Here is a 24,366-nt window from a genome sequence, read left to right as displayed (position 1 = left end):
CCGGCGCTGTATGACTGCGCTGACATGTCTACGCAGTCAGAAGGTAGCCGTCAAGCATCCGAAACGGATTCGTAACCTGCGATCGAGCCCTGAGGGGATGCGGAGGGACCCATGGAGGGACTCACGCGCGAGCGCGACCGCACCGGCGAGGAAGGAGATGTCGCGCCGAGGTGAAGTCGCATACCCGCGCCTTCAGACATCCGATCTTTGGCCATGGCTGCGAAGTTACTCGCCGGACACGAAGTGCGCTTCCCAAAAACCTCCGGCACGAGACTAGACATGGGACCCACGCGCACCCGTTAATTCATCCCATGTCTGTAGGTGCAGCGAGGAAACGACAAGCACCTCCCGGAGCCCTGGACACGCCGACCGAGCCCCGTCGGCGCCGGGCCCGACGTCCCCGCCGCCGAACCCTGCTCCCTCATGCCCGAACAGGAGAAACCACGTTGCCGGACTCCATCTCTCGCAGATCCGTTCTGGCCGGTATGGCGGCCATGACGGTGGCTGCCACTGTCGGCTCCGCCGTGATGGCGACGCCCGCGTACGCGGCCACGGCCGCCATGCCCCTGCCCATTCCGCCGCTGCGCATCCCGAAGGTCGACATGGGCGTCGAGCAGCAGCCCGACTCCAAGGTCCAGTGGCTCCAGGACGCCAAGCTGGGGATGTTCATCCACTGGGGTGTGTACTCGGGCCCGGCCCAGGGTGAGTGGTACATGCACAGTGCGGCGATCACACCGGCGAATTACCGCAAGTTCGTCACCGACGCCACGAGTGAGCAGTTCACCGCGGACGCCTTCGACCCGGCGGCCTGGGCGCAGCTGGCGAAGGACTTCGGGGCGAAGTACACGACGCTGACCACCCGCCACCACGAGGGCTTCGCGCTGTGGCCGCTGAACCATCCCAACGCCTGGAGTTCCGGGCAGGCGCCGCTGAGCCGGGACTTCGTCAAGGACTACGTGGCGGCGGTGCGGGCGGCGGGGCTGAGGGTGGGCCTGTACTACTCGCCGATCGACTGGCGCTACCCCGGCTACTACGACGTGACGGGCACCAACTGCGCGGCCAACCCCTGGGGTTACACCACTGATCCGGCGCACAAGGAGAACGCGCGGATCATGAAGACCGAGGTGTACGAGTCGGTGAAGGAGCTGGTCACCCAGTACGGCGTGATCGACGATCTGTGGTGGGACGGCGGCTGGATCGCCGAGCAGGGCTCCGACGCCGACGGCGCGTTCTTCTGGGAGCCCGGCCAGTTCCGCGACCCCGCCAACCAGTGGCCGGTGGACGCCGTGTACGGCGAGACCGACGCCGGCGGCAAGCCGCTGGGGCTGATGGGCATGGTCCGCAAGCACCAGCCGGACATCGTCGCCACCTCACGCTCCGGCTGGGCAGGCGACTACGACAGCGACGAGGGCCCCTCGGTCCCGAGCGGGGCGATCCGTACCGGCAGGCTCGTCGAGAAGGTGTTCACCGTCGGCGGCGCCTGGGGCTACAAGCCCTCCGTGCCCGTGATGAGCTACGGCACCGCCATGAACATCCTGGTCAACTGCTGGGTACGGAACATCACCGCGATGGTCAACGTGGGTCCGGACCGGCACGGCACGGTCTCCGCCGACCAGGCGAACCTGCTGCGGCAGATCGGCACCTTCATGAGCGCCTGCGGCCAGTCTGTGTACGGCACCCGCGGCGGCCCGTGGAATCCGGTCGACGGCCAGTACGGTTTCACCTACAAGGACAGCACCTTCTACGTCCATCTCCTGCCCGGCTACAGCGGCACCGCCTTCACCACCCCCTCCATCGGGGACGCCCAGGTCACCCGCGTCTTCGACGTGCGCTCCGGCGCGAACCTGCCGTTCTCGGTCGCGAGCGGCGGCCGTGTCACGGTCACCGGCATCGACCGCACCACCCACCCCCAGGACAGCGTCATCGGCGTCACCCTGGACCGCTCCGTGCAGCCGGCCGACATCGCCGCCGGCAAGACCGTGACCGCCGACAGCCAGGAGACGTCCAAGGGCAACCTCGCGGCCAAGGCGGTCGACGGGGAGACCGCCACCCGCTGGTGCGCGAACGACGGCAACACCGGCCACTGGCTCAAGGTCGACCTCGGCTCCACGCGCTCGCTGACCGGCACCCGGATCGCCTGGGAACTGGACAAGACCAACTACCGGTACAAGATCGAGGCTTCCACCGACAACAGCACCTGGACCATGCTCGCCGACAACACCGCCACCGCCGGCACGAGCCAGGTCCAGACGGTGGTGTTCCAGGCCCAGGCACGGTACGTCCGGGTCACCGTCACCGGGCTGCCGGCCGGCGCGTGGGCGTCCATCCGCAACCTGGAGGTCTACGACCGGCCCTTCAGCGCCGACCTGGGCACCTACAAGGTGATCAACCGCAACAGCGGCAAGGCGCTGGACGTCGCCGACGCCTCGACCGCCGACGGCGCCACCCTCATCCAGTGGCCCTACGGCGGCGGCACCAACCAGCAGTGGACCCTCCTGCCGAACACCGACGGATCCTTCCGGCTGCGCAACATCAAGAGCGGCAAGGTCCTGCAGAGCGCCGACAGCACGCAGGGCTCGTCGCTGGTCCAGCAGCAGGACAACGGCGGCGACGACCAGTGCTGGAAGCTGGTCCCGTCGGCCGAAAGCGGCTTCTACCGCCTCGTCAACGTCCGCACCGGCTGGTGCGCGGACGTCGCGGGCGGGTCGACGGACGACCGTGCCGCCGTCATCCAGTGGCCGGTCGCCGGTGGCGCCAACCAGGACTGGCAACTCGTGACCCTGTGACCGGCGTGCGCAGGGCCCGTACCGCGGCGCGGTACGGCGCCCTGCGGCGTGTCCTGGCGGGAGGGTCAGCCGAACAGGCGCCGTTGGATCTCCCGCCGGTAGTCCTCCAGCGTCCGGTCCAGGTGTACGGCCGTGGCCTCGGCCGCCTCGTCGGGCCGGCCGTCGCGAATGGCGCGGTAGATCGCCTCGTGCTCCTCGACCGCGGCCGCGGTGCCCTCGCCGAAGGCGTCGTGGATGCCGATCGCGCTGGACTGGCGCTGCAGCCGGCGGGCGTCACGCACCGCGCTGCCGAGGAACGTGTTGTGCGAGGCCGCGGCCACCGCGGCGTGGAAGTCGTCGTCCGCCTGGTTGAACACGTCGACCTCACCATGGGCGTACCCGTGCCGGCACTGCCGCATGGCGACCTCGATGGTGCGCAGTTCGGCGGGCGTGGCCCGGGTGGCGGCGAGCCTGGCGGCGGCCGTCTCCTGAACCCTGCGGAACTCGAACAGCATGAGCACGTGATCGAGGTCCACGGGCCGGAAGAAGCCGCCCCAGCGGCTGGTGATCAGCATGCCGTCGTCGTCTGCGACGAACAGTCCGCGTCCCTTGTGCGCCCGGACCCGGCCGAGTGCCGAGAGTATCTTCACGGCTTCCCGGACCACCGCCCGGCTGGTGTCCAGCTGCTGGGCCAGGTCGTTCTCCGTCGGCATCCGGTCGCCGGGGACCAGACGCGCCTCGGCGATGAACTCGAGGATCCGCTCCGCCACGACCTCGTACCCGGGCCGGTAGTCGCGCCGCTCGTCCGCGCCGTTCACCACTGCCGCCACGGCGGGCGTGTCCTTCATGTGTCCTGCCTCCGGGTGACTGCGACGAGGGGGACCTATCGGTCCTGAAGCCGCGCTCATCGTACCTCAGACGCATATGAGTCGTACTCATCCGGACGAGACCTTGATCCTGAATCTGTGTGCAACTTGATAGGTTTCATTCGCATTTACGCTGATAAACGGCCTGGGATAGTCGCCTTGACCCGGACAACGAACCCCGAAAAAAGGCCGTACACACCCCTTGACTCCCTCTTTGATATGGCGGCTAATTTCTTCCGCAGCGGTAACGACAGAGCCGTCAGCAGCCCTCGTGGAAACCCAGTGGAGTCGCTCATGTCCGTCTACAAGCGTTCGGCCGACCAGGAGACAGGGACCAGCAGGAGACGTGCCGCGTTGCTGGCCGGCTGTGCCGCCACCGTGCTGTTCACGGTGACCGCATGCGGCAGCGGCGGTACCACCGGCACGACCAACAAGGACGGATTCGCCCAAGCCGCCCAGGACAACGGTGCGTTGACCGTCTGGGTGGACGCGACCCGCATGGCCGCCGCGAAGCAGTACCAGGCGTCGCACCCGGGCGTGAAGCTGCACATCGTCAGCTACGACGGCGACGCCAACGGGTCCAACTACCTCCAGACCAAGGTCCAGTTGTTCAACCGCACGAGCAAGGGCTGGCCGGACGTCGTCTTCAGCTCCCAGAACAACGAGGCGAGCTGGGCCGTCACCGCGGGCTTCGCCGCGCCGCTGAACAAGGGCCTGATCCCGGACGCGACGCTGGGCGGGTTCGCCAAGGGCGCCAACGACGTCTGCACGGTCAACGGGACGCTCTACTGCCTGCGCAACGACCTCTCCCAGGCGGTGCTCTGGTACAATGCGCCGCTGCTGAAGAAGTTCGGCTACACGGTCCCGACGACGTGGGAGCAGTACCAGGCGCTCGGCGAGAAGGTCGCCAAGGAGCACCCCGGCTACCTCGTGGGCGACGCGGGTGACACCTTCACTCCCGAGATCTACCTGTGGGCGAGCAAGTGCGGCGCCAACCACATCACCGGCCCCAAGGCCGTGTCGGTCAACACCACCAGCGAGGCCTGCACCAAGATGGCCAAGCTGCTGGACGTACTGATCAAGGACAAGTCGATGTCGATCAGCGGCGTCTTCAGCACCGACTTCGCCAAGAACGAGGCCCACAAGGTCCTGCTCATGCCGGGCCCGGCCTGGTACGGCGGCGCGGTCTTCGAAAGCGGGCTCAAGACCCCGGCCAAGCAGATCGCGGTGGCGCCCATCCCGCAGTGGCAGGGGGACACCTCGCCGTCCACCGGCAACGTCGGCGGCGGCACCTGGCTGCTGTCCCAGCACTCCACCCACATCAAGGCGGCCACCGACTTCCTGAAGTGGGTCACCACCGACAACGCCTACCAGGGCGAGAAGGCGCCCGGCTTCCCGGCGTACGCGCCCGCCGCCGACACCTGGCTGAAGGCGCAGGCCGTCTCCGGGTACTTCGCCGGCGACCTCACGGCCCTCAAGGACGCCTCCTCGCAGGTGTGGTCCGGCTGGGGCTCGGGTCAGTTCAGCCAGGAGGCGATCTGGGCCGCCACCGTCAAGCCCGGCCTGACGCAGGGCAAGACGATCGAGTCGCTGCTGCCGGCCTGGCAGGACTCGATCGTCAAGTACGCCAAGTCCGACGGATACCAGGTCTCCCAGTGACGCTCACACCCTCCTCGGCCGGTTCTGTCCGTGGGCGCCGTCGCGGCACCTCCCGGCAGAGCCGGGCCGGCATGGCATTCGTCGCCGGCTACGTACTGCTGCTGATCGCCTTCGGCGTCCTTCCGACGGGTTACGCGATCTACTTCGCGTTCACCGACGCCGGGGGCGTCTTCACCGGCTTCTCCAACTTCGTCACCACGGCCCGGGACTTCCGCTTCGCCGACTCCCTGGGCCACGTGGCGCTGTACCTGGTCTTCTGGCTCCTGTCGCTCGTGGTGTTCGTGGTGGTCCTGGCGCTGCTCCTGCACCGGCTGTCCTCGGGGCCGGTCAGCCAGGCGCTGCGCTTCCTCTACTACATCCCCGGAGCGCTGGCCGGAGCGGCGAGCGTCCTGGTGTGGCTGTTCATGCTCGACCCGACGGTCAGCCCGGTCAGCTCACTGCTGGCGACGCTGGGGTTCCACACCTTCGGCGAGGTGATCGCTCCCGGCAGTCTGGCGCTGCTGTTCACGATCATCGCGTTCTGGACCGGTGCGGGCGGCTGGATCGTCGTCATGTACGGCGCGCTCAACAACATCCCCAAGGACGTCATGGAAGCGGCGCGCATCGACGGCGCGAACGGCTGGCAGACCGCCTGGCGGGTGCAGATCCCGATGCTCCGCAAGTGGATCGTGTACATGGTGATCCTGGCCTTCGCGGGCGGCGCGCAGCTCTTCGTCGAGCCGCAGCTGCTCTCCCTCGCCAGCACGGGGGTGGCCGGCCGGGACTACTCGCTCAACCAGCTGACGTACGACTTCGCCTTCCAGATGAACAACATCAACGGCGCGGCCGCGGTCTCGGTGGAGCTCCTGGTCGTGAGCGTGTCGGTCGCCGGTGTCTTCGTAGCACGATCGGGGTTCTTCGATGCCGACTGACACACGCCCCACTCCCCTTGTCGCCGCGCCCCGCACCGGAAGGGGTCCGAACGTCATGAGCCGAACCCGACGGCACCGCGGCCGGCCCCCGCGGCACATGGCGTCCCGGCTGCTGGCGGGCTCGGTGCTCACCGTGTTCGTGGTGTTCTTCGTACTGCCGGTGCTGTGGCTGCTGCTCGCGGCGACCAAGACCGACCAGCAGCTGGTCCACGACAACCCCTTGTCCTTCGGGTCCTGGCACGCGCTGACGGCCAACTGGCACGCGCTCACCGCCTTCCAGGACGACGCCATCCTGCTGTGGCTGCGCAACTCCACCGTCTACGCGGCGATCTCGCTGGTCATCACGCTCTGCCTGGCCGTTCCGGCCGGATACGCGCTGGCGATGACCGAGTTCCGCGGCCGCCGTACGCTGCTGATCGCGACCCTGGTCGTGATGCTGATGCCGAACGCCACGCTGGTGGTGCCGCTGTTCCTGGAGATCAACGCGGTGCACCTGATCGGCACGATGTGGTCGATCATCCTGCCGTACTCGTTCTACCCGTTCGGCGTGTACCTGACGTACATCTACTTCACCACCGCCGTGCCCAAGGACCTCCTCGCAGCGGCACGCATGGACGGCTGCTCCGAGTTCGGCGTCTTCCGCCATGTGGCCCTGCCGCTGGCGACACCCGTGATCGCGCTGGTCGGGTTCTTCAGCTTCGTCGCCAACTGGACCAACTACTTCCTGCCGTACGTGATGCTGCCCGACAGCAGCCAGATGCCGATCCAGGTGGGCGTCGGCAGTCTGCTCAGCAATGTGCCGTCGTTCAACCCGACCGTCGGCGACCTCGCGATCCAACGCCCGCAACTGGCACTGGCGACGCTGGTCGCCATCACACCGGTACTCGTCGTGTTCCTGTTCGCCCAGCGCTTCCTGGTCAGCGGAATGCTCGCCGGCGCCACCAAGGAGTGACAGCTCTCATGCCCTTCAGCCCTCACCCCCACGCATCCGAGGACGACGCCCCGGCCGCCGGCCGGCCCGCCGCCGCGCCCGAGGTCCAGGCCACGGTCCCGTTGCTCGAACCACCCGGCTGGGCCGTCGCCCAACGCGCCCTGTTCGACCTGCTCGACCATGCCTGGCGCCGCTTCGAACGCGACTTCACCGGCCCCGACGGACGGCTGAACTACCACGGCCGGCTGACCAGTCGCGACGGTGTGGACGACTTCTACGAGGTGTTCTTCAACTGGCCCCAGCTGTACCTCCTCGGCGGCGCCGACGACCTCCTGCCCGCCAGCGAGCAGCACTGGGAGGGCGTCACCAGGCAGCTGACCGAACTGGACATGCTGCGCGACGAGTACGAGCGCGGCTACGACTGGTTCCACCAGGGCGAAAGCCTGCTCCTGCTCTACTTCCTCAGCATGGCCGCCCCCGACCGCTGGCGTGAGCGCGCCCTGCGCTTCGCCGAGTTGTACGTCGACCCCGCCAAGGGCAACTACGATCCCGAGCACCGCGTCATCACCCGCCCGCACAACGGCAGCGACCCCGAGCGCACCGGTCTCTTCGACGGTGACGTGTATCCCTGGCTGCCGAAGGAGGCGGAGACCTACGGCTTCCCGCTGGACTGGATCCCCGAGGCCGAGGGCGGCCCCTTCCCGCTCTCCGCGGACCCGCGCCTGGGAGACCAGATGCGCGACCGCATGGGCGTGGGCGACACCGCGCTCAACCTCGCCGCTGCCGGGCTGGTCCTCAACGCCTGGATCCTGTCCGGCGAGGAGCGCTACCGGGACTGGATCGTCGAGTACGTGGGCGCCTGGCGCGAACGAACCCGGGAACACGGCGGATTGATCCCGGACAACGTCGGCCCGGACGGGGTCGTCGGCAGCCTGCTGGAAGGCCGCTGGTACGGCGGCCACTACGGCTGGTCCTGGCCGCACGGCTGGCACAGCGTCGGTCACGCGGCCTGCGTGGCGGCGCTCGCCGCGGCGACGGTCACCGGGGACGACGACTACCTCTCCATGGTCGCGACCTCGCTCGACGCCCTCATCGACCGCGGCAAGGTCATGCCCCACACGGAGGCCGACTCGAGCCTGCCCTCCAAGTGGGTGGCGGAACTTGGGCCTGACCAGCACACGCCCACGCTCCACCTGCCGTTCCGGCACAACGACTCGGGCTGGTTCGACTACAACCCGTCGACACCCCCCGTGCCGGTGGCCCTGTGGCACCACACCTCCTCGGAGGCGGACCGCGCCCGGCTGGAGCGGCTGCGCGAGGCGGACGGCATCGACTGGCGCACCGTGCGGCCGTTCCGCGCCAAGGAGGAGTCCGGCCACGAGAAGGCGTGGTTCGCCTTCCTCGCCGGCGACGACCCCGGCTACCCGGAGCGGATCCTCGCCGCCGCCCAGGCCCAGGTCCGCCACCGGCTGCGGCGCATCGACCGCTACCGCGACCTGGACGTGCCCGAGGCCGACATCCACGTCTGGCAGCAGTGCAACCCGGTGGCCACCGAGGCCCTGGTACAGCTGACCTGGGGCGGCCCTCAGGTGATGTACCAGGGCGGGCTGCAGCAGGCGCGGCTGCGCTACCACGACGCCGACGCCCGCCGGGCGGGCCTGCCCGCGGACGTCGCCGCCCTGGTCACCTCCATCGACCCCGAGGCGACCACCGTCGAACTGGTCAACCTCGCCCCCGAGGCGGACCGCGTGGTCATCGTCCAGGCGGGCGCGTTCGCCGAACACACCATCACCGGCGTCCGGTACACGACCTGCGCGGACGACGGCTGGATCGGCGACATGTACGACTACGGCCACACCGAGCCGGTGGTCACCGAGACCGAAGTCCCGTGCGACGGACCGTACCTGACGGTCCGCCTGCCCGCCTCCACCCGCATCCGGCTCACCCTGCGGCTCGGGCTGCGCACCCGCACACCCAGCTACCGCACGCCGTTCGACACCGCCGCCGAGCAGGCCAACTCCACCGACACGCAAGGGGAATCGGCGTGAAGCGCATCGCCCAGACCATCAGGCTCCGTCCCGAACACCGCGAGGAGTACCTCCGGCTCCACTCCGCCGTGTGGCCCGGCGTCGAAGCCGCCCTGCTCCGGGCCAACATCCGCAACTACAGCATCTTCCTCCACGGTGACGTGCTCTTCGCCTACATGGAGTACCACGGCGAGGACTTCGAGGCGGACATGGCGTCCATCGAGGCCGACCCCGAGACCCAGCGGTGGTGGAAGCTCACCGACCCGTGCCAGGAACCCTGGCCCGACCGGGGCGAGGGCCGCCAGTGGAGCGAGCTGCCCGAGATCTGGCACCTGAGCCCGCCCGGCGACGACGCCACCGCCTGACCCGGCCCGCACCGACCCGACTTGGATCAGCCCGTGAACGCACCCGTGCTCGTCGACGCCCACCACCACCTGTGGGACCTCTCCCTTCGTCCGCAACCCTGGCTCGACGACCCCGCCGTGGCGTCGATCCGCCGCACCTTCACCCCCGACGACCTGCGCACCACCGCCACCCACCCCGTCGCGGGCCGGCGGCTGCACAGCACAGTGGTCGTCCAGTGCATCGCGGAGGTCACCGAGACCGAGGACCTGCTCGCGCTCGCCGAGCGGGAGCCGCTGATCCAGGCCGTGGTCGGCTGGGCGGACCTGACGTCCCCGGCCATCGGTGACGTACTCGACCAGCTGATCGCCGGGCCGGGCGGCGGATACCTGCGCTCCCTGCGACACCTCGTCCAGGGCGAGAGCGATCCCAACTGGCTGCAACGCCCCGATGTGGAACGCGGGTTGAGGGCCGCCCGGGATCGTGGACTGCGCTACGACGTGCTCGTCCGCGACCACCAGCTCGACCAGGCGATCCGGCTCGCGGAACGCTTCCCCGACCTGCCCCAGGTCCTCAACCACGCGGGCAAGCCGGACATCGCCCGGCAGGACCTCGTGGAGTGGGAACGCCGGACGCGGCTGCTGGCCGGGCACCCGCACGTGAGGTGCAAGGTCTCGGGACTGATCACCGAGGCCGACCACACCCACTGGGCCACCGCCGACATCCGCCCCGTCTGGGACGTGCTGCTCTCCGCCTTCGGCCCCGACCGGCTGATGTTCGGCTCGGACTGGCCGGTCGCCAACCTCGCGGGCGGCTGGAACCGGTGGGCCGCCACCGTGGACGAGCTGCTCACCGGCTGGAGCGGGAGCGAGGTCGACGCGCTCCTCGCCGGCACCGCGACCGCGTTCTACGGCCTTTCCCCGGTCGCCGGGGAGGGCGGCGCCACCGCACCGACGACCTGACCCCGCCGCACCGCACAGCGCACCGAACCCGCGCGGGACACACCACCACGCATGCCGAGCCTCGGCCCGCGCGTGCTCCGGTCCGCGCCGAAGGGACCCTGACCCCCATGACACTACCCGCCCCCCGCCTGCCCGCCCGATACCTGTCCGCCCGATACCTGTCCGCCCGATACCTGTCCGCGCGCACCCTGGACACGGCGCCCGCCCCCACCGCGCCGCCCGGCCCCGGCGAGGTGGAGCTGGCCCCCGCCTACGTCGGTATCTGCGGTACCGACCTGCACATCTTCCACGGCGACATGGACGCCCGGGTCACCACTCCCGCCGTCCTGGGACACGAGATGGCCGGCCGTGTCGTGCGCTGCGGTCCGGACGTGACGGACTGGCGGCCCGGCGACGCGGTCACCGTGATGCCGCTGCGCTGGGACGGCACCTGCCCCGCCTGCCGCGCCGGACACCAGCACATCTGCCAGCACCTCGACTTCATCGGCATCGACTCCCCCGGCGCGATGCAGCAGCGCTGGACCGTGCCCGCCTCCGCCCTGATACGGCTGCCCGACTCCCTCCCCCTGGACCGGGCCGCGCTCGTCGAACCCACCGCGGTCGCCGTGCACGACGTGGGCCGGGCCCAGGTGCGCGACGGCGAGCGGGTCGTCGTGGTCGGCGGCGGCCCGGTCGGCGTTCTGATCGCACTGGTGGCCCGGGCCGCCGGGGCGGACGTCCGGGTGGTGGAGCTGAGCGCCCACCGTCGGCTGCTGGCCGAGGAGTTGGGGCTGGCCGTGTGGGATCCCGCCACCGAGGACCTGGCCGAACCGGTCCGTCAGTGGGCCGGGGACGCGGGGGCGGACGTCGCCTTCGAGGTGTCCGGCGCCGCGGGGGGCGTGGACACCGCGGTCGAGGTGCTCGGTGTGCGCGGCCGACTGTGCCTGGTCGCGATCCACTCCCGCCCCCGCGAGGTGAACCTGCACCGCTTCTTCTGGCGTGAACTCACCCTCGTGGGAGCCCGGTTGTACGACCGCTCCGACTTCGAGAAGGCGGTGGCCCTGGTGGCCGACGGCACCGTTCCCGCCGACCGGCTGATCAGCGAGGTCGTGCCGCTCGCCCAGGCGCCGGCCGCGTTCGAGGCGCTGGAGGGCGGCGGCGGCGTGATGAAGATCCTGGTGGACTGCGCCGGCGACGCCCAGGAGGCCGCCGTATGAACGCCTTCGACCTCACCGGAAGGCTCGCCGTCGTCACGGGCGCGCGGCGCGGCATCGGCCGGGCCATGGCCCGCGCGCTCGCCGAGGCCGGCGCGGACGTCATCGGCGTGAGCGCCTCGCTGGAGGAGTCCGGCAGCGCGGTGGAGAAGGACGTCGTCGCCGCGGGCCGCGCTTTCGAGGCGATCCGCACCGACTTCGCCGATCCCGAGGCCGTCCGGGCGCTGGGCAGGGACCTCGCGGGTCGGGAGCGTCCGGTGGACATCCTGGTCAACAACGCGGGCACGATTTGTCGCGCCCCGGCCGCCGAACACGTCGACGCCGACTGGGAGCTGGTGCTCCAGGTCAACCTCAACGCCCAGTTCGCGCTGACCCGCGCGACCGGCCCCGCGACGAGTACGTGGTCTCGTCCAAGGCGGGCCGTCTGCTGGTCCCCGACGAACGGCCGCGGGGCGTCGACGACCAGGGTTTCGTCGTCCGGGACGATCTGCCTCGGCAGTGGGACTTCAGCCGTGACGGTGTGCTGCGCTCCATCGAGGACACGCTGGAACGCACGGGCCTGGACCGCCTCGACATCGTCTACCTCCACGACCCCGACGACCACTGGCGCCAGGCCGCCGACGAGGCCATGCCCGTCCTGGCCGAACTGCGCGACCAGGGAGTGATCGGAGCGATCGGCGCCGGCATGAACCAGTCCGCCATGCTCGCCCGCTTCCTGCGGGAGACCGCCGCCGACGTGGTGATGCTGGCCGGCCGCTACACCCTGCTCGACCAGTCCGCCCTCGACGACGTCCTGCCCGCCGCGCGGACCCACGGCAAGAGCGTCGTGGCGGTCGGCGTCTTCAATTCCGGTCTGCTCTCCGAGGAGCGGCCGGCCGAGGGAGGGAATGAAGTACGACTACCAGGACGCCCCGACCGACCTGGTGCACCGGGCGTCGGCCGTCGCCGAGGTCTGCGAGCGCTACGGCACCACCCTGCCGGCCGCCGCCATCGCCTTCCCCCGGACACACCTCTCCGTCGTCAACGTCACCCTGGGCATGCGCACCGCGGAACAGGTCCGGCGCAATGTCGAACTGCACGCTCGGCCCGTCCCCGACGGCCTCTGGGACGAGTTGCGTGCGCAGGGCCTGATCAGGGCCGACACGCCCACCGCGAGCGGCGACGGCCGCCCGCCCTCGCATCCCTCAGAGCAGACGCACTGAGTATCCGCACCACCCCGTACCGACACCACCCCTGGGCCGCATCAACCGCACACACCACCCCCGTGGAGCCGCCCCATGTACGCCAGTCCGACCATCAGAACCACCAGGAGGGGCAGACATGCGGCCGCCTCCCTCCGCCGTCTCCTGCCGGCGGCACTCGCGACGGCTCTCTCCGCCGCCCTGCTGACCTCCCTCACCACGCCGACCCCGGCCTCGGCCGCCACCCAGGCGACGTACTACGTCGCCCCGAACGGTGACGACTCCAACGCCGGCACGATCACGGCGCCGTTCAAGACCCTGCAGCACGCCCGGGACGTCGTGCGCACGGTCAACAGCAACATGACCGGAGACATCGACGTCTATCTCCGGGGCGGCACCTATCCGGTGAGCAGCACCATCGACTTCGCCTCGGCCGACTCCGGCACGAACGGGCACCATGTCGTCTACGCCGCCTACCCGGGCGAGAAGCCGGTCCTGGACGGAGGCGTTCAGGTGACCGGCTGGACACAGCAGAGCGGGAACATCTGGAAGGCCACTCTCGACCGCGCCGACAAGCTCCGCGCGCTCTACGTCAACGGCAAGCGCGCCCGGATGGCCTCGAAGACGATCAACTCGGCCGGATGCCACGCGAACTACAACTTCCCGAGCCCCCAGCCTTCCTGGGCCTGGGACGGGCCGAAGACGACCTGCGACCAGATCAAGTACAGCCTCTCCGACCTGCCCGCCATCGCGTCCAACCAGGATGACGTCGAGATCAGGACGGCGACGACCTGGACCACGGCGATCGTGGGTGTCAGCCAGGTCACCACGAGCTCGGACGGCGCCAACCGCGTGGCCACGCTCCAGGAGCCGGGCGCGGCGATAGCCCAGGCCGCGTTCAACGGCAACTTCCAGGCCACCGGCACCCAGACGTTCATGAACGCGTACGAGTTCCTGGACCAGCCGGGCGAGTTCTACTTCGACAAGTCCACCCACACGCTGTACTACTACAAGTCCGGCTCCGACGACATGACGACGGCGCAGGTCTTCGCGCCGAACAACGTGTCCACCATCATCAAGATCGCCGGCACGTCCACGACCGGCCACGCGAAGAACATCACCCTCTCCGGTCTCACGGTCGAGCACTCCGACTGGAACCTGGTCCAGGTGGGGAACTCCTTCTTCCGGCAGGGCCAGCAGGGCAACGCCAGCACGAACGTGTACACGACGAAGAACTTCCACAGCTACTCGTACCGGAACGTCGACCTGCCGCCGGCGGCCATCCAGATCGAGAGCGCCGACGGGATCGCCCTGCAGCGCAACACGGTGCAGCACACCGGCGCCGACGGAATCACCCTGGCCAACGACGTGTCGAACTCGCAGTTGACCGGCGACTTCACCAATGACATCGCCGGATCCGCCATCACCGTGGGACACCCCCAGCACGTGTACATCGGCGCCGCGGACCCCGACCCGGGCGCCCCCCACGAGAAGTACCCGGTGAACGTCGAGGGCGTCTGCAAGAACATCACCGTCACGGACAACTACCTCTACGACAGCGCGGTCCTGTTCCAGGGTTCCAGCCCTGTGTCGGCGTACTTCGCCGACACCCTGGACCTGGAGCACAACCGGATCGAGAAGTCCCCGTGGGCGGGCATCACGCTCGGCTGGGGATGGGACAACTTCGACGGTACGTCAGGGTCCATCTATCCCGGGACCCCGACCACGACGGCGAAGAACAACACCGTCAAGTACAACGAGCTCCTCAACACCATGCAGGTGCTCCAGGACTCCGCTCCCATCTACACGCTGGGCAGCCAGCCGGGCACCGAGATCAGCAACAACTTCATCCAGGGTGAGCCGGCCGGCAAGAGGTACGGAATCCACCCCGACGAAGGCTCCGCCTACATCAACGAGCACGACAACGTCCTCGACGTGGACCCGAACGTCATGTGGGTCATGAACACCGGCACCTGGGGCCGGCAGAACCACCTGACCGTCACCGACAACTACGGCCCCCGCAACACGATCTTCGACAACAGCGTCCCGAACAGCACCATCGACAACGTGCGCGTGTACTCGGACAACGTGTGGCCGTCGCAGGCGTACGGCATCGCCGTGAACGCGGGCCTGGAAGCGGCCTACAGGGACATCGTCCCGGCCGGCAACACGACCCCGCAGGACTACGCGCTGCCCGCCGGCGTCTTCACCGGCAAGGGTGACGTGACCATTCCGGTGCGAAGCCCGGGAGACTCGACCAAGGCACTCTGGCTGGCTCCCTCCGGTACGACGACGTTCGCCGCCGGTCCCACCATGACCAGCGCGAGCGGCACCTCGACGACCATCAACGTCCCGCAGACGGCGGGTGACTACCGCCTCTACGTCGTGGATGCCCAGGGCAACGCGTCCGCCGCGTCGAAGGCGCTCGTGCGGCAGCGCTGGAACCACGTCGACGACAAGGCGGCCGGCGTGACCTACTCCGGCACCTGGTCGAACTGGAACGACACGAAGGACATGAACGGGTCGGAGAAGTTCACCAGCACCGCGGGCAACTACGCCGAGTTCTCGTTCACCGGTTCGGGCGTCCGGTACCTCGGCATGACGCAGCCGAACATGGGCAAGGTGGCCGTCTACCTCGACGGCACCCTCGCCCAGGCGGGCATCGACGCCTATGCCTCGACGGTGACGAAGCAGGTGCCGCTGTTCGAGAAGACGGACCTCGCGGCGGGCCCCCACACGATCAGGGTGGTGTGCACCGGCACGAAGAACACCGCCTCGTCCGGCACCGTCTGCGCACTGGACGCGTTCGCCTCCATCGGATTCCCCGCGACGAACGCCAACTACAAGATCGTCAACAGGGGCAGTTCCAAGACGGTCGACGTCTCGGGCGGATCGAAGTCCGCCGGGGCCGACGTCATCCAGTGGAGCGACACCGGAGCCCTGAACCAGAACTGGCGCTTCGTCCCGGTGGGTGACGGCAGCTACAAGATCGCCAGCCGGAACAGCGACCTGCTCATGGACGTCGTCAATGCCGCCACCACGGACGGCGCGAACATCGTCCAGTCGTCCGACAACAACGTCGCGGACCAGCGCTGGACACTGGTCGCCACCGGAAACGGCTACTACAAGATCAAGAATGTGAACAGCAGCAAGCTGCTCGACGTGTCCTCCGGAGGCACGCAGCTGGTCCAGACGACGGACACGAACGCCGACAGCCAGCTGTGGAAGATCGTGAACGTCGACTGAAGGGTCTGCCCGTCGGCGACGACCACGGCCCGCTGTGCCCTGACACACAGCGGACCGTGCGCATGGACGGGGCCGGTTCAGTGTTCGTCGGCCTCGTCACCCGCCGCACCAGGTCCGCCCAGGTGCCCTTCAGACGGCCGCGGCCGCTTCCGGCGTCAGTCCGCTGAGTTCCGGATCAAGCTGCCGCCTAGGCTGGCGGGGACCGCCACGCACCGGGAGAAGAACATGTCCGCACGTCTGAACGCATACGGCCAGTCCATCGGCGAACCGCTGCCCGGCTGGACGCCCCGTCCGGCGCCCGCGCGGGTCACCCTCGAAGGCCGCCTCTGCCGGGTGGAACCCCTGGACGCGGACCGCCACACCGACGACCTGTACTCCGCCTACGCCCTCGCGCCGGACGGCAGGGACTGGACGTACATGACGGTCGGCCCGTTCGACCGCCGCGACGACTACCGCGAGTACGTGGAGACGGTGACGCGGGCGGACGACCCGCTGCACTACGCGGTCGTCGACCTCGGCACCGGCAAGGCGGTGGGCACGCTCTCCCTGATGCGCCAGGACCCGTCCAACGGCGTCGTCGAGGTGGGGAGCGTGGCGTTCTCGCCGCTGCTCCAGCGGACTCCGGCGTCGACGGAGGCACAGTTCCTGCTGATGTCCTACGTCTTCGGCCAGCTCGGCTACCGGCGCTACGAATGGAAGTGCGACAGCCTCAACGCGCCCTCGCGGAAGGCGGCGCTGCGGCTTGGCTTCACCTTCGAGGGGATCTTCCGGCAGGCCGTGGTGTACAAGGGCCGCAGCCGGGACACCGCCTGGTACTCCGTCACCGACTCCGAGTGGCCGCAGGTCGGAAAGGCGCTCCGGGAGTGGCTCTCGCCCGGCAACTTCGACGCGGCCGGCCGGCAGGGGCGGTCCCTGTCCGCCATACGCACGGCCGGCTGACCGACGGGACCCGCTGCCCCTCTCGATGGCAGTGGCAGGTGGCAGCATCGGGCGTATGACGGACACCACGGCGTTCAACTGGCGTTCCTTCCTGCTGAGATGGAGCGGGGAGTGGGCGGATTCGCTGCCGGACGGCGAGTCGCGGGGCGAGGACGACGAGGCCGCGCGGCAGACCCGCTGGCTGGGGTTCCCGGTTCTTCGGCGCCCCGGGGGACGGGGCCGAGGTGGAGCGGTCGCTGCTGGAAGCGGTGGCCGGGGAGTTCGGTGCGTCCTTGCCGCGTCATGCCCTCGTGAACGGGCGGCTGCACACCTTCACCACCCGTTCCTGGACGCGGCCGCCGAGGGAGGGCGAGACCTACATGGTGATCCGCGTGGAGACGTCACCGGTGCGCCCGGCGGACGGGTGAGGGCGCACGGGTGGGGTGTGACGGGCGGCCGGAGCGTCCCTGGGCTCAGGGGCTCTCGTCGGGGGTGCCCAGTTCGGTGAGCGCGCCCACCGGGTCCAGGTCGGGGGTGCCGCGCGGCCACCAGTCGTCTCGTCCCGGCTCGGACTCGTAGGCGTACCACAGGCCGTCGCGGCCCAGGCGGAGCTGGATGTGGCCGAGGGGATGGGTGAGGTGGTTGCGCCAGGGGCGGAAGGCCGGGAGGTCGGCGGCGAGGAGGAGGGGCCGGGCGCGGTCGAATCGGCCGGCCGGCGGGTCCCAGGGCTCTTCGAGGACGGAGAGCCCCGCGAGGCCGCCCTGGCGCCAGGCGGCGACCGCGCGCGCCAGGTCGGCCGGGGTGCGGCCGGTGGCGGCGGCGAGGGTGGCGTAGAGCGCGCGGGTGGCGGCGGTCAGGCCGGACCCTGGGCGGGCCGCGGCGAGGCGTACGGCGTCCTGCCACAGTGTCAGTTCACCGACGGGGTCGCGTCCGGTGGCCAGCAGCGCGTGGGCGCGGGCGGCGGCGTCCGTGGCCAGCTGGTCCAGCGCGAAGGGGTCGGGACCGCCGGGTGCCGCCGGGTACACCGGCGGCTGCTCGGGGTGCGGGGGCATCGGCAGCGGCGGTGGCAGGGGCGGGAGCCGGCGTGGGGCGAGGGCTTCGGCGGCCCGTACGCCGGGCAGGGCCTCCGACTGCCGTTCCCGGGCGGCACGGGCCGCGCGGGCGGCGCTGCGGCGGGACAGCGCGTCGAGCAGTTCGCGCTCGCCGCGACCGCGCAGCAGGAGCAGTACGAACGGGTCGGCGTCGAGGAGGCGTGCCGTCTGGTAGCAGAGGGCGGCGGCGTGCTTGCACGGGTGCCCGGAGTCGGGACAGCTGCACCGGGGGGCGAGGTCGCCGGGGCCGGGCAGCAGAGGGACTCCGCAGTCGGCGAGGGACTGGGGCAGCTCCTTGTCGAGCAGCGCGGCGATGTGGCCCGGCCGGTCGGCGGCGGCGTCCAGGAACCGCTCCCAGTCGGCGTCCTCCAGGGTCCGCAGCCGCACCTGCACGCGGTAGGCCCGGGGGCGGCTGCCGCGCACGTACGCCAGCACGAGTCCCGGCGTCACGGTGATCGCGTCCACGTTGCCCTGCTCGGCATACCCCCGCCCCCGCGCCAGCCGCTTGACGTCCAGCGCACCTTGCTCCAACGCGCCGACCCAGGCATTGCCCCACCAGCTCTCGGCGAACGCCGGCCCCTCGCCGAAGGCCCGGCCCGGAAAGGCGGCAAAGGTACGCCGAAGGTCGCTGTCGCGCTGGGGACTGGCCATGGTGACGGGAACCAGCGGGCCCGCGCTCCCGACCTCCGTCCTCGTCCCGCCCCCGACCTCCGTCCTCGTCCCGGCTCCGGTTTCCGTCGTCGTCCCGTCCCTGGTCCCGGTCTCGGTCCTCGTCCAGCTCCTGGTTTCGGTCTCAGTCCCGGCCCCGGTCCCCGTCTCTGTCCCGGACCCGGTACCCGCCTCCCTCCCGGCCCTGGTCCTGGCCTCCGTGCCGGTTCCGGCCCCGGCCCCGGCCCCGGCCTCCACTGTGGCCCCAGCCTCGGAGCCTGCCCCGGTGCCGGCGTCGGCACCCTTCGCGGGGTGGTCCGGCTGGGTGGCACCGTGAGGGTTCGAGGTGGGTCGCTCTGGTTGCGGGTCGGGGTCCTTCGTCGGCGTCGGCGGCATCCGGAACGCGTCCGCGAGGAACTGCCGCATGTCCCGGGCGGCCCGGACGCGGGCAGCGCGGGCCTCGTCACCACCGGAACTACGGGACGGCGGTGGGGCGTCCGGCCCCGGCGCGTCGGTCCGCCGCGTCCCCCGACGGGCGGCCCGCAGGGCCTCCCGGGCGACGTCCCCGGGCCGGCCGGGGTCGCCCGTCGCGGGGGCGTCGCCGCCGTTCTCGCTCCGGCGGGCCGACGCGGTCGAGCGGAGGGCCGCCCGGGCGGCGTCGCCCGGGCGAGGTCCGTCGGTGGGAGGCGGCTCCGCCGGAGGCTCGGCCCCGTGTTCGGGCCCCTCTCCGGCGGGCTCCGCCCCCGCCCCGCTCGCCCGCCCGCGCGCTTCCCGCAGCGCCCGTCGGGCGGCGTCGCCGGGACGCTCTTCCCCCGCCGTCATGACGTCCTGCGCAGCGAGACCAGATCGGACAGTTCACGGTCGGTCAGTTCGGTGAGGGCCGACTCGCCGGAGCCGAGGATGGCGTCGGCGAGGGCGCGCTTGGCCTCCAGCATCTCGGCGATACGGTCCTCGATCGTGCCCTCGGTGACCAGGCGGTGCACCTGGACGGGCTGGGTCTGCCCGATGCGGTAGGCGCGGTCGGTGGCCTGCTCCTCGACGGCCGGGTTCCACCAGCGGTCGAAGTGGACGACATGGCCCGCGCGGGTGAGGTTCAGGCCCGTGCCGGCGGCCTTCAACGACAGCACCAGCACCGGGGTCGTACCACCCTGGAAGCGGTCCACCATGTGCTCGCGTTCGGGTACCGGGGTGCCACCGTGCAGCAGTTCGACGGGGACCGCCCGGGAGGTCAGGTGGGCGGTGATGAGGCGGGCCATGCCGACGTACTGGGTGAACACCAGCGCCGAGCCGTCCTCGGACAGCACCGTGTCCAACAGCTCGTCGAGCAGCGCGAGTTTGCCGGACCGGGCGGACAGCCGGTCGGCGTGCGCGTCCTCCTTCAGGTACAGCGCGGGGTGGTCGCAGATCTGTTTGAGCGCGCCGAGCAGCTTGAGGACCAGGCCCCGGCGGGCGATCCCCTCAGCGGTCTCGATGGCCAGCATCGACTCGCGCACCACCGCCTCGTACAGCGCGGCCTGTTCCCGGGTGAGCGGAACGGGATGGTCCGTCTCGGTCTTGGGCGGCAGTTCGGGGACGATGCCGGGGTCGGACTTCTTGCGGCGCAGGAGGAACGGGCGGACGAGCCGGGAGAGGCGGGCGGCGGCCTCCGCGTCCTCGCCGTTCTCCACCGCTCGGGCGTGCCGGGCGCGGAAGGACTTCAGTGGGCCGAGGAGTCCCGGTGTCGTCCAGTCGAGCAGGGCCCACAGCTCGGAGAGGTTGTTCTCCACGGGCGTTCCGGTGAGGGCCACGCGCGCGGGGGACGGGATGGTGCGCAGTGCCTTGGCGGTGGCGGAGTACGGGTTCTTGACGTGCTGCGCCTCGTCGGCGACGACCATGCCCCAGGGCTGCTCGGCCAGGTGCGGGGCCGCGGAGCGCATCGTGCCGTACGTGGTGAGCACGAAGCCGCCGTCCAGGGCGTCAAGGGTGCGGTCGGGGCCGTGGAAGCGGCGCACGGGCACGCCGGGCGCGAACCGGGCGATCTCCCGCTGCCAGTTGCCGAGCAGGGAGGCGGGGCAGACCACCAGGGTCGGCTCGGTGCGGGCCCGCGCCAGGTGCAGGGCGATGACGGTGACGGTCTTGCCGAGGCCCATGTCGTCGGCGAGGCAACCGCCCAGGCCGAGGGAGGTCATCAGGTCGAGCCAGGCCAGGCCCCGCAGTTGGTAGTCGCGCAGGGTCGCCTTCAGGCCCGGTGGGGGTTCGGCGGGTCGCAGGCCGGCCGTCAGCCGGTCCCGCAGGGCGGCCAGCGCCCCGGCCGGCACCGCCTCGACCGTCTCACCGTCGACCTCCGCTGTGCCGGCGAGCGCAACGGACAGCGCGTCGACCGGGTCGAGCAGGCCCAGTTCGCGGTTGCGGGCCTTGCGGACCAGGGCAGGGTCGACGAGGACCCAGCGGTCGCGCAGCCGGACGACCGGCCGGTGCGCCTCGGCGAGGGCGTCCATCTCGGCCTCGCTCAGCGGGTCCCCGCCGAGCGCCAGCTGCCAGCGGAACCGCAGCAGTTCCTCGCTCTCGAAGAAGCCCGTGCCGTCGGTCGCCGAGCCGGGCGCGGGCCGTACCACCGCGCTCGCGGTGAGGTCCTGGGCCAGGTCCCGGGGCCAGTGCACGGCGACCCCGGCCGCCGCGAGCCGGGTGGCCGCCACTCCCAGCAGCTCGCCCAGCTCCTCCTCGGACAGGGCGAGGACGTCCGGCACGTCCTGCTCGGCGAGCCGGTCCAGGGGCGGCCACACCCGGGCCGCGCGCCGGACGGCCAGGGCGGCGTCCACGCGCGCGCGGGGGCCGAACGCCGCGTCGGCGTCGCCCGCCCAAAGGGCCGCCGCGTCAGCCACCAGGGTGGGGTCGGCGAGGCTGTGCACCTGGACGATCGCCGCGCCGGCGCCACGCGCCCGGTCCAGGCCTGCGCCGGCGTCGAAGAGGTCGTACGCGGACAGGTCGAGGCGGAGCGAGATCCGCACGCCCGCGTCCATGCCGGCGGCGACCTCGGCGGCCCACTCGTGGGCGTCGGGCAGGTACTGGGGTCGACGGGCCGCGAAGGGCCTGCCGGAGGTGTGGGGCGCGGCCGGGGTGCGGGGCAGGGTGTCGGCGACCGCGTCCAGGAAGGCGCGGACCAGGGCCTCCGGCTGGGGCAGCCGCAGCGCGCCGGGGCCCGGCAGCGGTACGGCGTGGCCCTCGGGGGGAAGGGCCGCCGCCACCGCGCGCAGATGGGCGATGTCGGCTGGTTCCAGCGGGCCGGCCCGCCAGGCGTCGTGTCCGGACGGGGTCAGGCCGGGCAGCAGGCGGCCACGGGCGGCCAGCCGCAGCGCGTGCAGGGCGGCGGCGCCCCAGCATGCCGTGGCCGGGTGGGCGGCCGGATCGCGCCGGGCCCGGACCAGCAGCGGCAGCGCCGCCTCCAGCGGCAGGGTCAGGGCGGGCACCCGCCTGCGGCGCACGCCCGCACCATGGCGCCGTACGACGGTCAGCTCCTCGTGGCGCCCCGCGCCTCCCGGCCCGGCCGCGCCGTCGGGCAGCGCGGCCCCGTCGGGGTCCCAGAAGGCGACGCGGCCCTCGCGCGGGAGGGGCGCGGGCAGGTAGAGGGCAGCGAGACGCACCGGTACCGACTGCTCCCCGTGCTCCGGGGAGCCCTTCGTGCGCTCGGCCACCGCGGCCGTGCCGTCCATACGTCCTGCCACCTCCCGCCCCGCTCGCCGGATCATTCGTCTTCGACTCTACGGGCGGGGTCTGACAATCGGCTCCGACGGCCGGCGGTGCCGCCGGGTGCGGCCCGTCAGGGGACCGTGCGGGAGACGACGTACACCATCGGGAGGTTCGGATCGGACAGGTTCACGATCACGTCCTGGGTGGGCGCCGGGTTCTTCTGCTCGTGGGTCATCCCGGACCACGGGCCGGGCCCGGTGAAGTGCCAGCCGCTGACCTTCTGGTCGCGGGCGCCGATGGCGACGTCGTTCTTCTTCAGGTCGTCGCGGGTGGCGTCCAGGGTCTCCAGGAAGGTGTCCAGCCCGGCGCTGTTGGTGCGGAACTGGACGTAGAGACGGCTGCTCTTCCAGTTGTTGGTCTCGTAGTAGGCGACGTGGTCGGCCGGGTGCGGGATGTTCACCCGGTAGAGGCGGCGCTGCACCTTGGACGGCCAGCCCGTGGTGAGACCGGTGGCCGAGTACTTCGCCTCCTTGTCCTTGCCGCTGTTGCGGCTCTGGTTGGCGGAGATCACCAGGTAGCCCGCCGGGACGCCGATGAGCAGCCCGATGATCAGCAGGGTGAGCGCGCGGCGGCGGGCCTTGTGGCGGGCGTCCTCGGGCGGCCGGCCCGGTTCGCCGTGGGGTGCGGCCTGCCGGGGCAGCGCCGCGGTCACGCGGTGTCCTGGGCGCGGCGGCCCTGGGTGTACCGCTCGTAGCGCTCGTAGCGCTCCACCCGGCGCCGCTTGGCCCGCCGGAACCGGCGCGCGACCAGGCGGGCCAGGTCGGCGGCGCCGACCATACCGGCCTCGGGGCCGAGCTGGGCGCGGGTGATGCGGGCCTCGGGGCGGTAGCCGCGGCCGGTGAGGTGGCGCTTGAAGGCGTCCCGGGCGGGGCCGATCAGCAGGTCGTCGGCGGCCGAGACGCCACCGCCGATGACGAAGCAGGAGGGGTCGAGGGCGGCGGCCAGGTTGGCGATGCCGACGCCGAGCCACTGGCCGATGTCCTGGAGCAGCTCGATGCACATGGCGTCACCCTCGCGGGCCAGCTCGGTGATCATCGGCCCGGTGATGTCGCCGATGCTGCCCTTGACGTGCTCGATGATCCCGTAGGCCACCGGGGAGTCGGCGGCGGCCAGCTCGCGCGCCTCGCGGACCAGCGCGTTGCCGGAGCTGTACTGCTCCCAGCAGCCGCGGTTGCCGCACGGGCAGCGGTGGCCGCCGGGGACGACCTGCATATGACCGAACTCACCCGCCACGCCGTACTTGCCTCGCTTGACCTGGCCGTCCTCCAGGATGGCGCCGCCGATGCCGGTGCCCAGCGTGATCATGACCAGGTGGTCCTCGCCGCGGCCGGCGCCGAAGCGCCACTCCGCCCAGGCGGCGGTGTTGGCGTCGTTGTCCACCAGGACGGGCACGGAGAGGCGGCCGGAGAGCCGGTCGCGCAGCGGCTCGTTGCGCCAGGACAGGTGGGGGGCGAACAGCACGCGGTTGCGGTCGGCGTCGACCCAGCCGGCCGCGCCGATGCCGACCGCGTGCACGTCGTGCCGGTCGGACAGGTCCAGGACCAGCTCGACGATGGTGTCCTCGACGACCTTCGGGCTCTTCGACTTGTCCGGGGTCTCGGCGCGGAGCTTCTCCAGGATGTTGCCGTCGGCGTCCACGACGCCCGCCATCACCTTGGTGCCGCCGATGTCGATGCCGACCGTGGGCACGCGGGGGGCGGTCAGGTGGGACCGGCGCTCACGGGTTCCGACGGTGCGCAGCACGGGGGCCCGGCGGGAGCCGATGGGGGCGGTGAGGTCGCGGTAGGTGCTCATCGGCCTCGATTCTGCCTCACCGGGGGAGCGGGCGCGGTACAGGGCGGCGGAGCGGCTCTCCGCTCGTTGCCGCGTTGTCCGGACGTGCGGACAAATGACGGGCGGC

The 24,366-nt window shown here is 71.2% G+C and carries 15 protein-coding genes and 3 pseudogenes; 13 read left to right on the top strand and 5 right to left on the bottom strand.

Annotated features, from left to right (window positions below):
* The first annotated feature begins 494 nt into the window (after positions 1 to 494).
* Positions 495 to 2,786, top strand: coding sequence for an alpha-L-fucosidase (locus ACFYMM_RS29495; RefSeq protein WP_388391765.1), 2,292 nt, complete (start codon positions 495 to 497; stop codon positions 2,784 to 2,786).
* A 65-nt stretch (positions 2,787 to 2,851) separates the two neighbouring features.
* Here the strand turns inward: ACFYMM_RS29495 and ACFYMM_RS29490 are convergent, their stop codons facing one another.
* A complete protein-coding gene (locus ACFYMM_RS29490) occupies positions 2,852 to 3,613 on the bottom strand; it encodes a FadR/GntR family transcriptional regulator (protein WP_388391763.1) in 762 nt (253 codons plus the stop codon).
* 312 nt (positions 3,614 to 3,925) lie between these two features.
* On the opposite strand from ACFYMM_RS29490, the gene ACFYMM_RS29485 reads away from it, so the two are divergent.
* The 12 genes and pseudogenes from ACFYMM_RS29485 to ACFYMM_RS29430 form a co-directional block, all read left to right on the top strand.
* Positions 3,926 to 5,290 carry an ABC transporter substrate-binding protein gene (locus ACFYMM_RS29485; protein WP_388391761.1) on the top strand — a complete coding sequence of 455 codons (1,365 nt, stop codon included), beginning with the start codon at positions 3,926 to 3,928 and terminating at the stop codon, positions 5,288 to 5,290.
* On the top strand, positions 5,287 to 6,201 hold the full coding sequence (locus tag ACFYMM_RS29480) for a carbohydrate ABC transporter permease (RefSeq protein WP_388391759.1): 915 nt from the start codon (positions 5,287 to 5,289) through the stop codon (positions 6,199 to 6,201). Before ACFYMM_RS29485 ends, ACFYMM_RS29480 begins: the two co-directional genes overlap by 4 nt.
* Before the next feature lie 97 nt (positions 6,202 to 6,298).
* Positions 6,299 to 7,153: a carbohydrate ABC transporter permease gene (locus ACFYMM_RS29475; protein ID WP_388391795.1), complete on the top strand. Its 855-nt coding sequence runs from the start codon at positions 6,299 to 6,301 to the stop codon at positions 7,151 to 7,153.
* A gap of 8 nt (positions 7,154 to 7,161) precedes the next feature.
* Positions 7,162 to 9,180 carry a hypothetical protein gene (locus tag ACFYMM_RS29470; RefSeq protein WP_388391757.1) on the top strand — a complete coding sequence of 673 codons (2,019 nt, stop codon included), beginning with the start codon at positions 7,162 to 7,164 and terminating at the stop codon, positions 9,178 to 9,180.
* Positions 9,177 to 9,524: an L-rhamnose mutarotase gene (locus ACFYMM_RS29465; RefSeq protein ID WP_388391755.1), complete on the top strand. Its 348-nt coding sequence runs from the start codon at positions 9,177 to 9,179 to the stop codon at positions 9,522 to 9,524. The genes ACFYMM_RS29470 and ACFYMM_RS29465 overlap by 4 nt, the downstream gene beginning before the upstream one ends.
* Before the next feature lie 33 nt (positions 9,525 to 9,557).
* Entirely contained in the window at positions 9,558 to 10,463 is a 906-nt protein-coding gene (locus tag ACFYMM_RS29460; RefSeq protein ID WP_388391753.1) for an amidohydrolase family protein, read from the top strand.
* Positions 10,464 to 10,570: 107 nt separating this feature from the next.
* On the top strand, positions 10,571 to 11,659 hold the full coding sequence (locus tag ACFYMM_RS29455) for a zinc-binding dehydrogenase (protein WP_388391751.1): 1,089 nt from the start codon (positions 10,571 to 10,573) through the stop codon (positions 11,657 to 11,659).
* A pseudogene (locus tag ACFYMM_RS29450) lies at positions 11,656 to 12,042 on the top strand (SDR family NAD(P)-dependent oxidoreductase); the annotation flags it as partial. The gene ACFYMM_RS29455 and the pseudogene ACFYMM_RS29450, both read left to right, overlap by 4 nt.
* Positions 12,030 to 12,858: pseudogene (locus tag ACFYMM_RS29445) on the top strand (aldo/keto reductase); the annotation flags it as partial. The pseudogenes ACFYMM_RS29450 and ACFYMM_RS29445, both read left to right, overlap by 13 nt.
* Positions 12,859 to 12,933: 75 nt before the next feature.
* Positions 12,934 to 16,083, top strand: a complete 3,150-nt coding sequence (locus ACFYMM_RS29440) for an RICIN domain-containing protein (RefSeq protein ID WP_388391749.1) — start codon at positions 12,934 to 12,936, stop codon at positions 16,081 to 16,083.
* 225 nt (positions 16,084 to 16,308) lie between these two features.
* Entirely contained in the window at positions 16,309 to 17,022 is a 714-nt protein-coding gene (locus ACFYMM_RS29435; RefSeq protein ID WP_388391747.1) for a GNAT family N-acetyltransferase, read from the top strand.
* A gap of 191 nt (positions 17,023 to 17,213) precedes the next feature.
* Positions 17,214 to 17,429, top strand: a pseudogene (locus ACFYMM_RS29430) (SMI1/KNR4 family protein); the annotation flags it as partial.
* A gap of 45 nt (positions 17,430 to 17,474) precedes the next feature.
* On the opposite strand, the gene ACFYMM_RS29425 reads toward ACFYMM_RS29430, so the two are convergent.
* From ACFYMM_RS29425 to ACFYMM_RS29410, 4 genes are all read right to left on the bottom strand, one after another.
* Positions 17,475 to 19,562: an SWIM zinc finger family protein gene (locus ACFYMM_RS29425; RefSeq protein WP_388391745.1), complete on the bottom strand. Its 2,088-nt coding sequence runs from the start codon at positions 19,560 to 19,562 to the stop codon at positions 17,475 to 17,477.
* Positions 19,559 to 22,429, bottom strand: coding sequence for a DEAD/DEAH box helicase (locus ACFYMM_RS29420; protein ID WP_388391743.1), 2,871 nt, complete (start codon positions 22,427 to 22,429; stop codon positions 19,559 to 19,561). Before ACFYMM_RS29420 ends, ACFYMM_RS29425 begins: the two co-directional genes overlap by 4 nt.
* 107 nt (positions 22,430 to 22,536) lie before the next feature.
* The gene (locus ACFYMM_RS29415) at positions 22,537 to 23,118 is read right to left on the bottom strand and encodes a sugar kinase (protein WP_388391741.1); all 582 of its coding nucleotides are present in this window, start codon (positions 23,116 to 23,118) and stop codon (positions 22,537 to 22,539) included.
* Entirely contained in the window at positions 23,115 to 24,260 is a 1,146-nt protein-coding gene (locus ACFYMM_RS29410) for an ROK family glucokinase (protein ID WP_388391739.1), read from the bottom strand. The genes ACFYMM_RS29415 and ACFYMM_RS29410 overlap by 4 nt, the downstream gene beginning before the upstream one ends.
* Between the last annotated feature and the right edge of the window lie 106 nt (positions 24,261 to 24,366).

The sequence above is a fragment of the Streptomyces sp. NPDC006739 genome (assembly GCF_042869815.1).
Classification (GTDB): domain Bacteria; phylum Actinomycetota; class Actinomycetes; order Streptomycetales; family Streptomycetaceae; genus Streptomyces.
The sequence above is the reverse complement of the archived record's forward strand: the minus strand, read 5'-3'. Positions and strand labels throughout refer to the sequence as shown.

Excerpts from the sequence above, each read along its gene's own strand:
- ACFYMM_RS29495 (WP_388391765.1), top strand. The coding sequence starts at position 495 with ATGACGGTGGCTGCCACTGTCGGCTCCGCCGTGATGGCGACGCCCGCG.
- ACFYMM_RS29490 (WP_388391763.1), bottom strand. The coding sequence starts at position 3,613 with ATGAAGGACACGCCCGCCGTGGCGGCAGTGGTGAACGGCGCGGACGAG.
- ACFYMM_RS29485 (WP_388391761.1), top strand. The coding sequence starts at position 3,926 with ATGTCCGTCTACAAGCGTTCGGCCGACCAGGAGACAGGGACCAGCAGG.
- ACFYMM_RS29475 (WP_388391795.1), top strand. The coding sequence starts at position 6,299 with ATGGCGTCCCGGCTGCTGGCGGGCTCGGTGCTCACCGTGTTCGTGGTG.
- ACFYMM_RS29470 (WP_388391757.1), top strand. The coding sequence starts at position 7,162 with ATGCCCTTCAGCCCTCACCCCCACGCATCCGAGGACGACGCCCCGGCC.
- ACFYMM_RS29455 (WP_388391751.1), top strand. The coding sequence starts at position 10,571 with ATGACACTACCCGCCCCCCGCCTGCCCGCCCGATACCTGTCCGCCCGA.
- ACFYMM_RS29440 (WP_388391749.1), top strand. The coding sequence starts at position 12,934 with ATGTACGCCAGTCCGACCATCAGAACCACCAGGAGGGGCAGACATGCG.
- ACFYMM_RS29435 (WP_388391747.1), top strand. The coding sequence starts at position 16,309 with ATGTCCGCACGTCTGAACGCATACGGCCAGTCCATCGGCGAACCGCTG.
- ACFYMM_RS29425 (WP_388391745.1), bottom strand. The coding sequence starts at position 19,562 with ATGACGGCGGGGGAAGAGCGTCCCGGCGACGCCGCCCGACGGGCGCTG.
- ACFYMM_RS29420 (WP_388391743.1), bottom strand. The coding sequence starts at position 22,429 with ATGGACGGCACGGCCGCGGTGGCCGAGCGCACGAAGGGCTCCCCGGAG.
- ACFYMM_RS29410 (WP_388391739.1), bottom strand. The coding sequence starts at position 24,260 with ATGAGCACCTACCGCGACCTCACCGCCCCCATCGGCTCCCGCCGGGCC.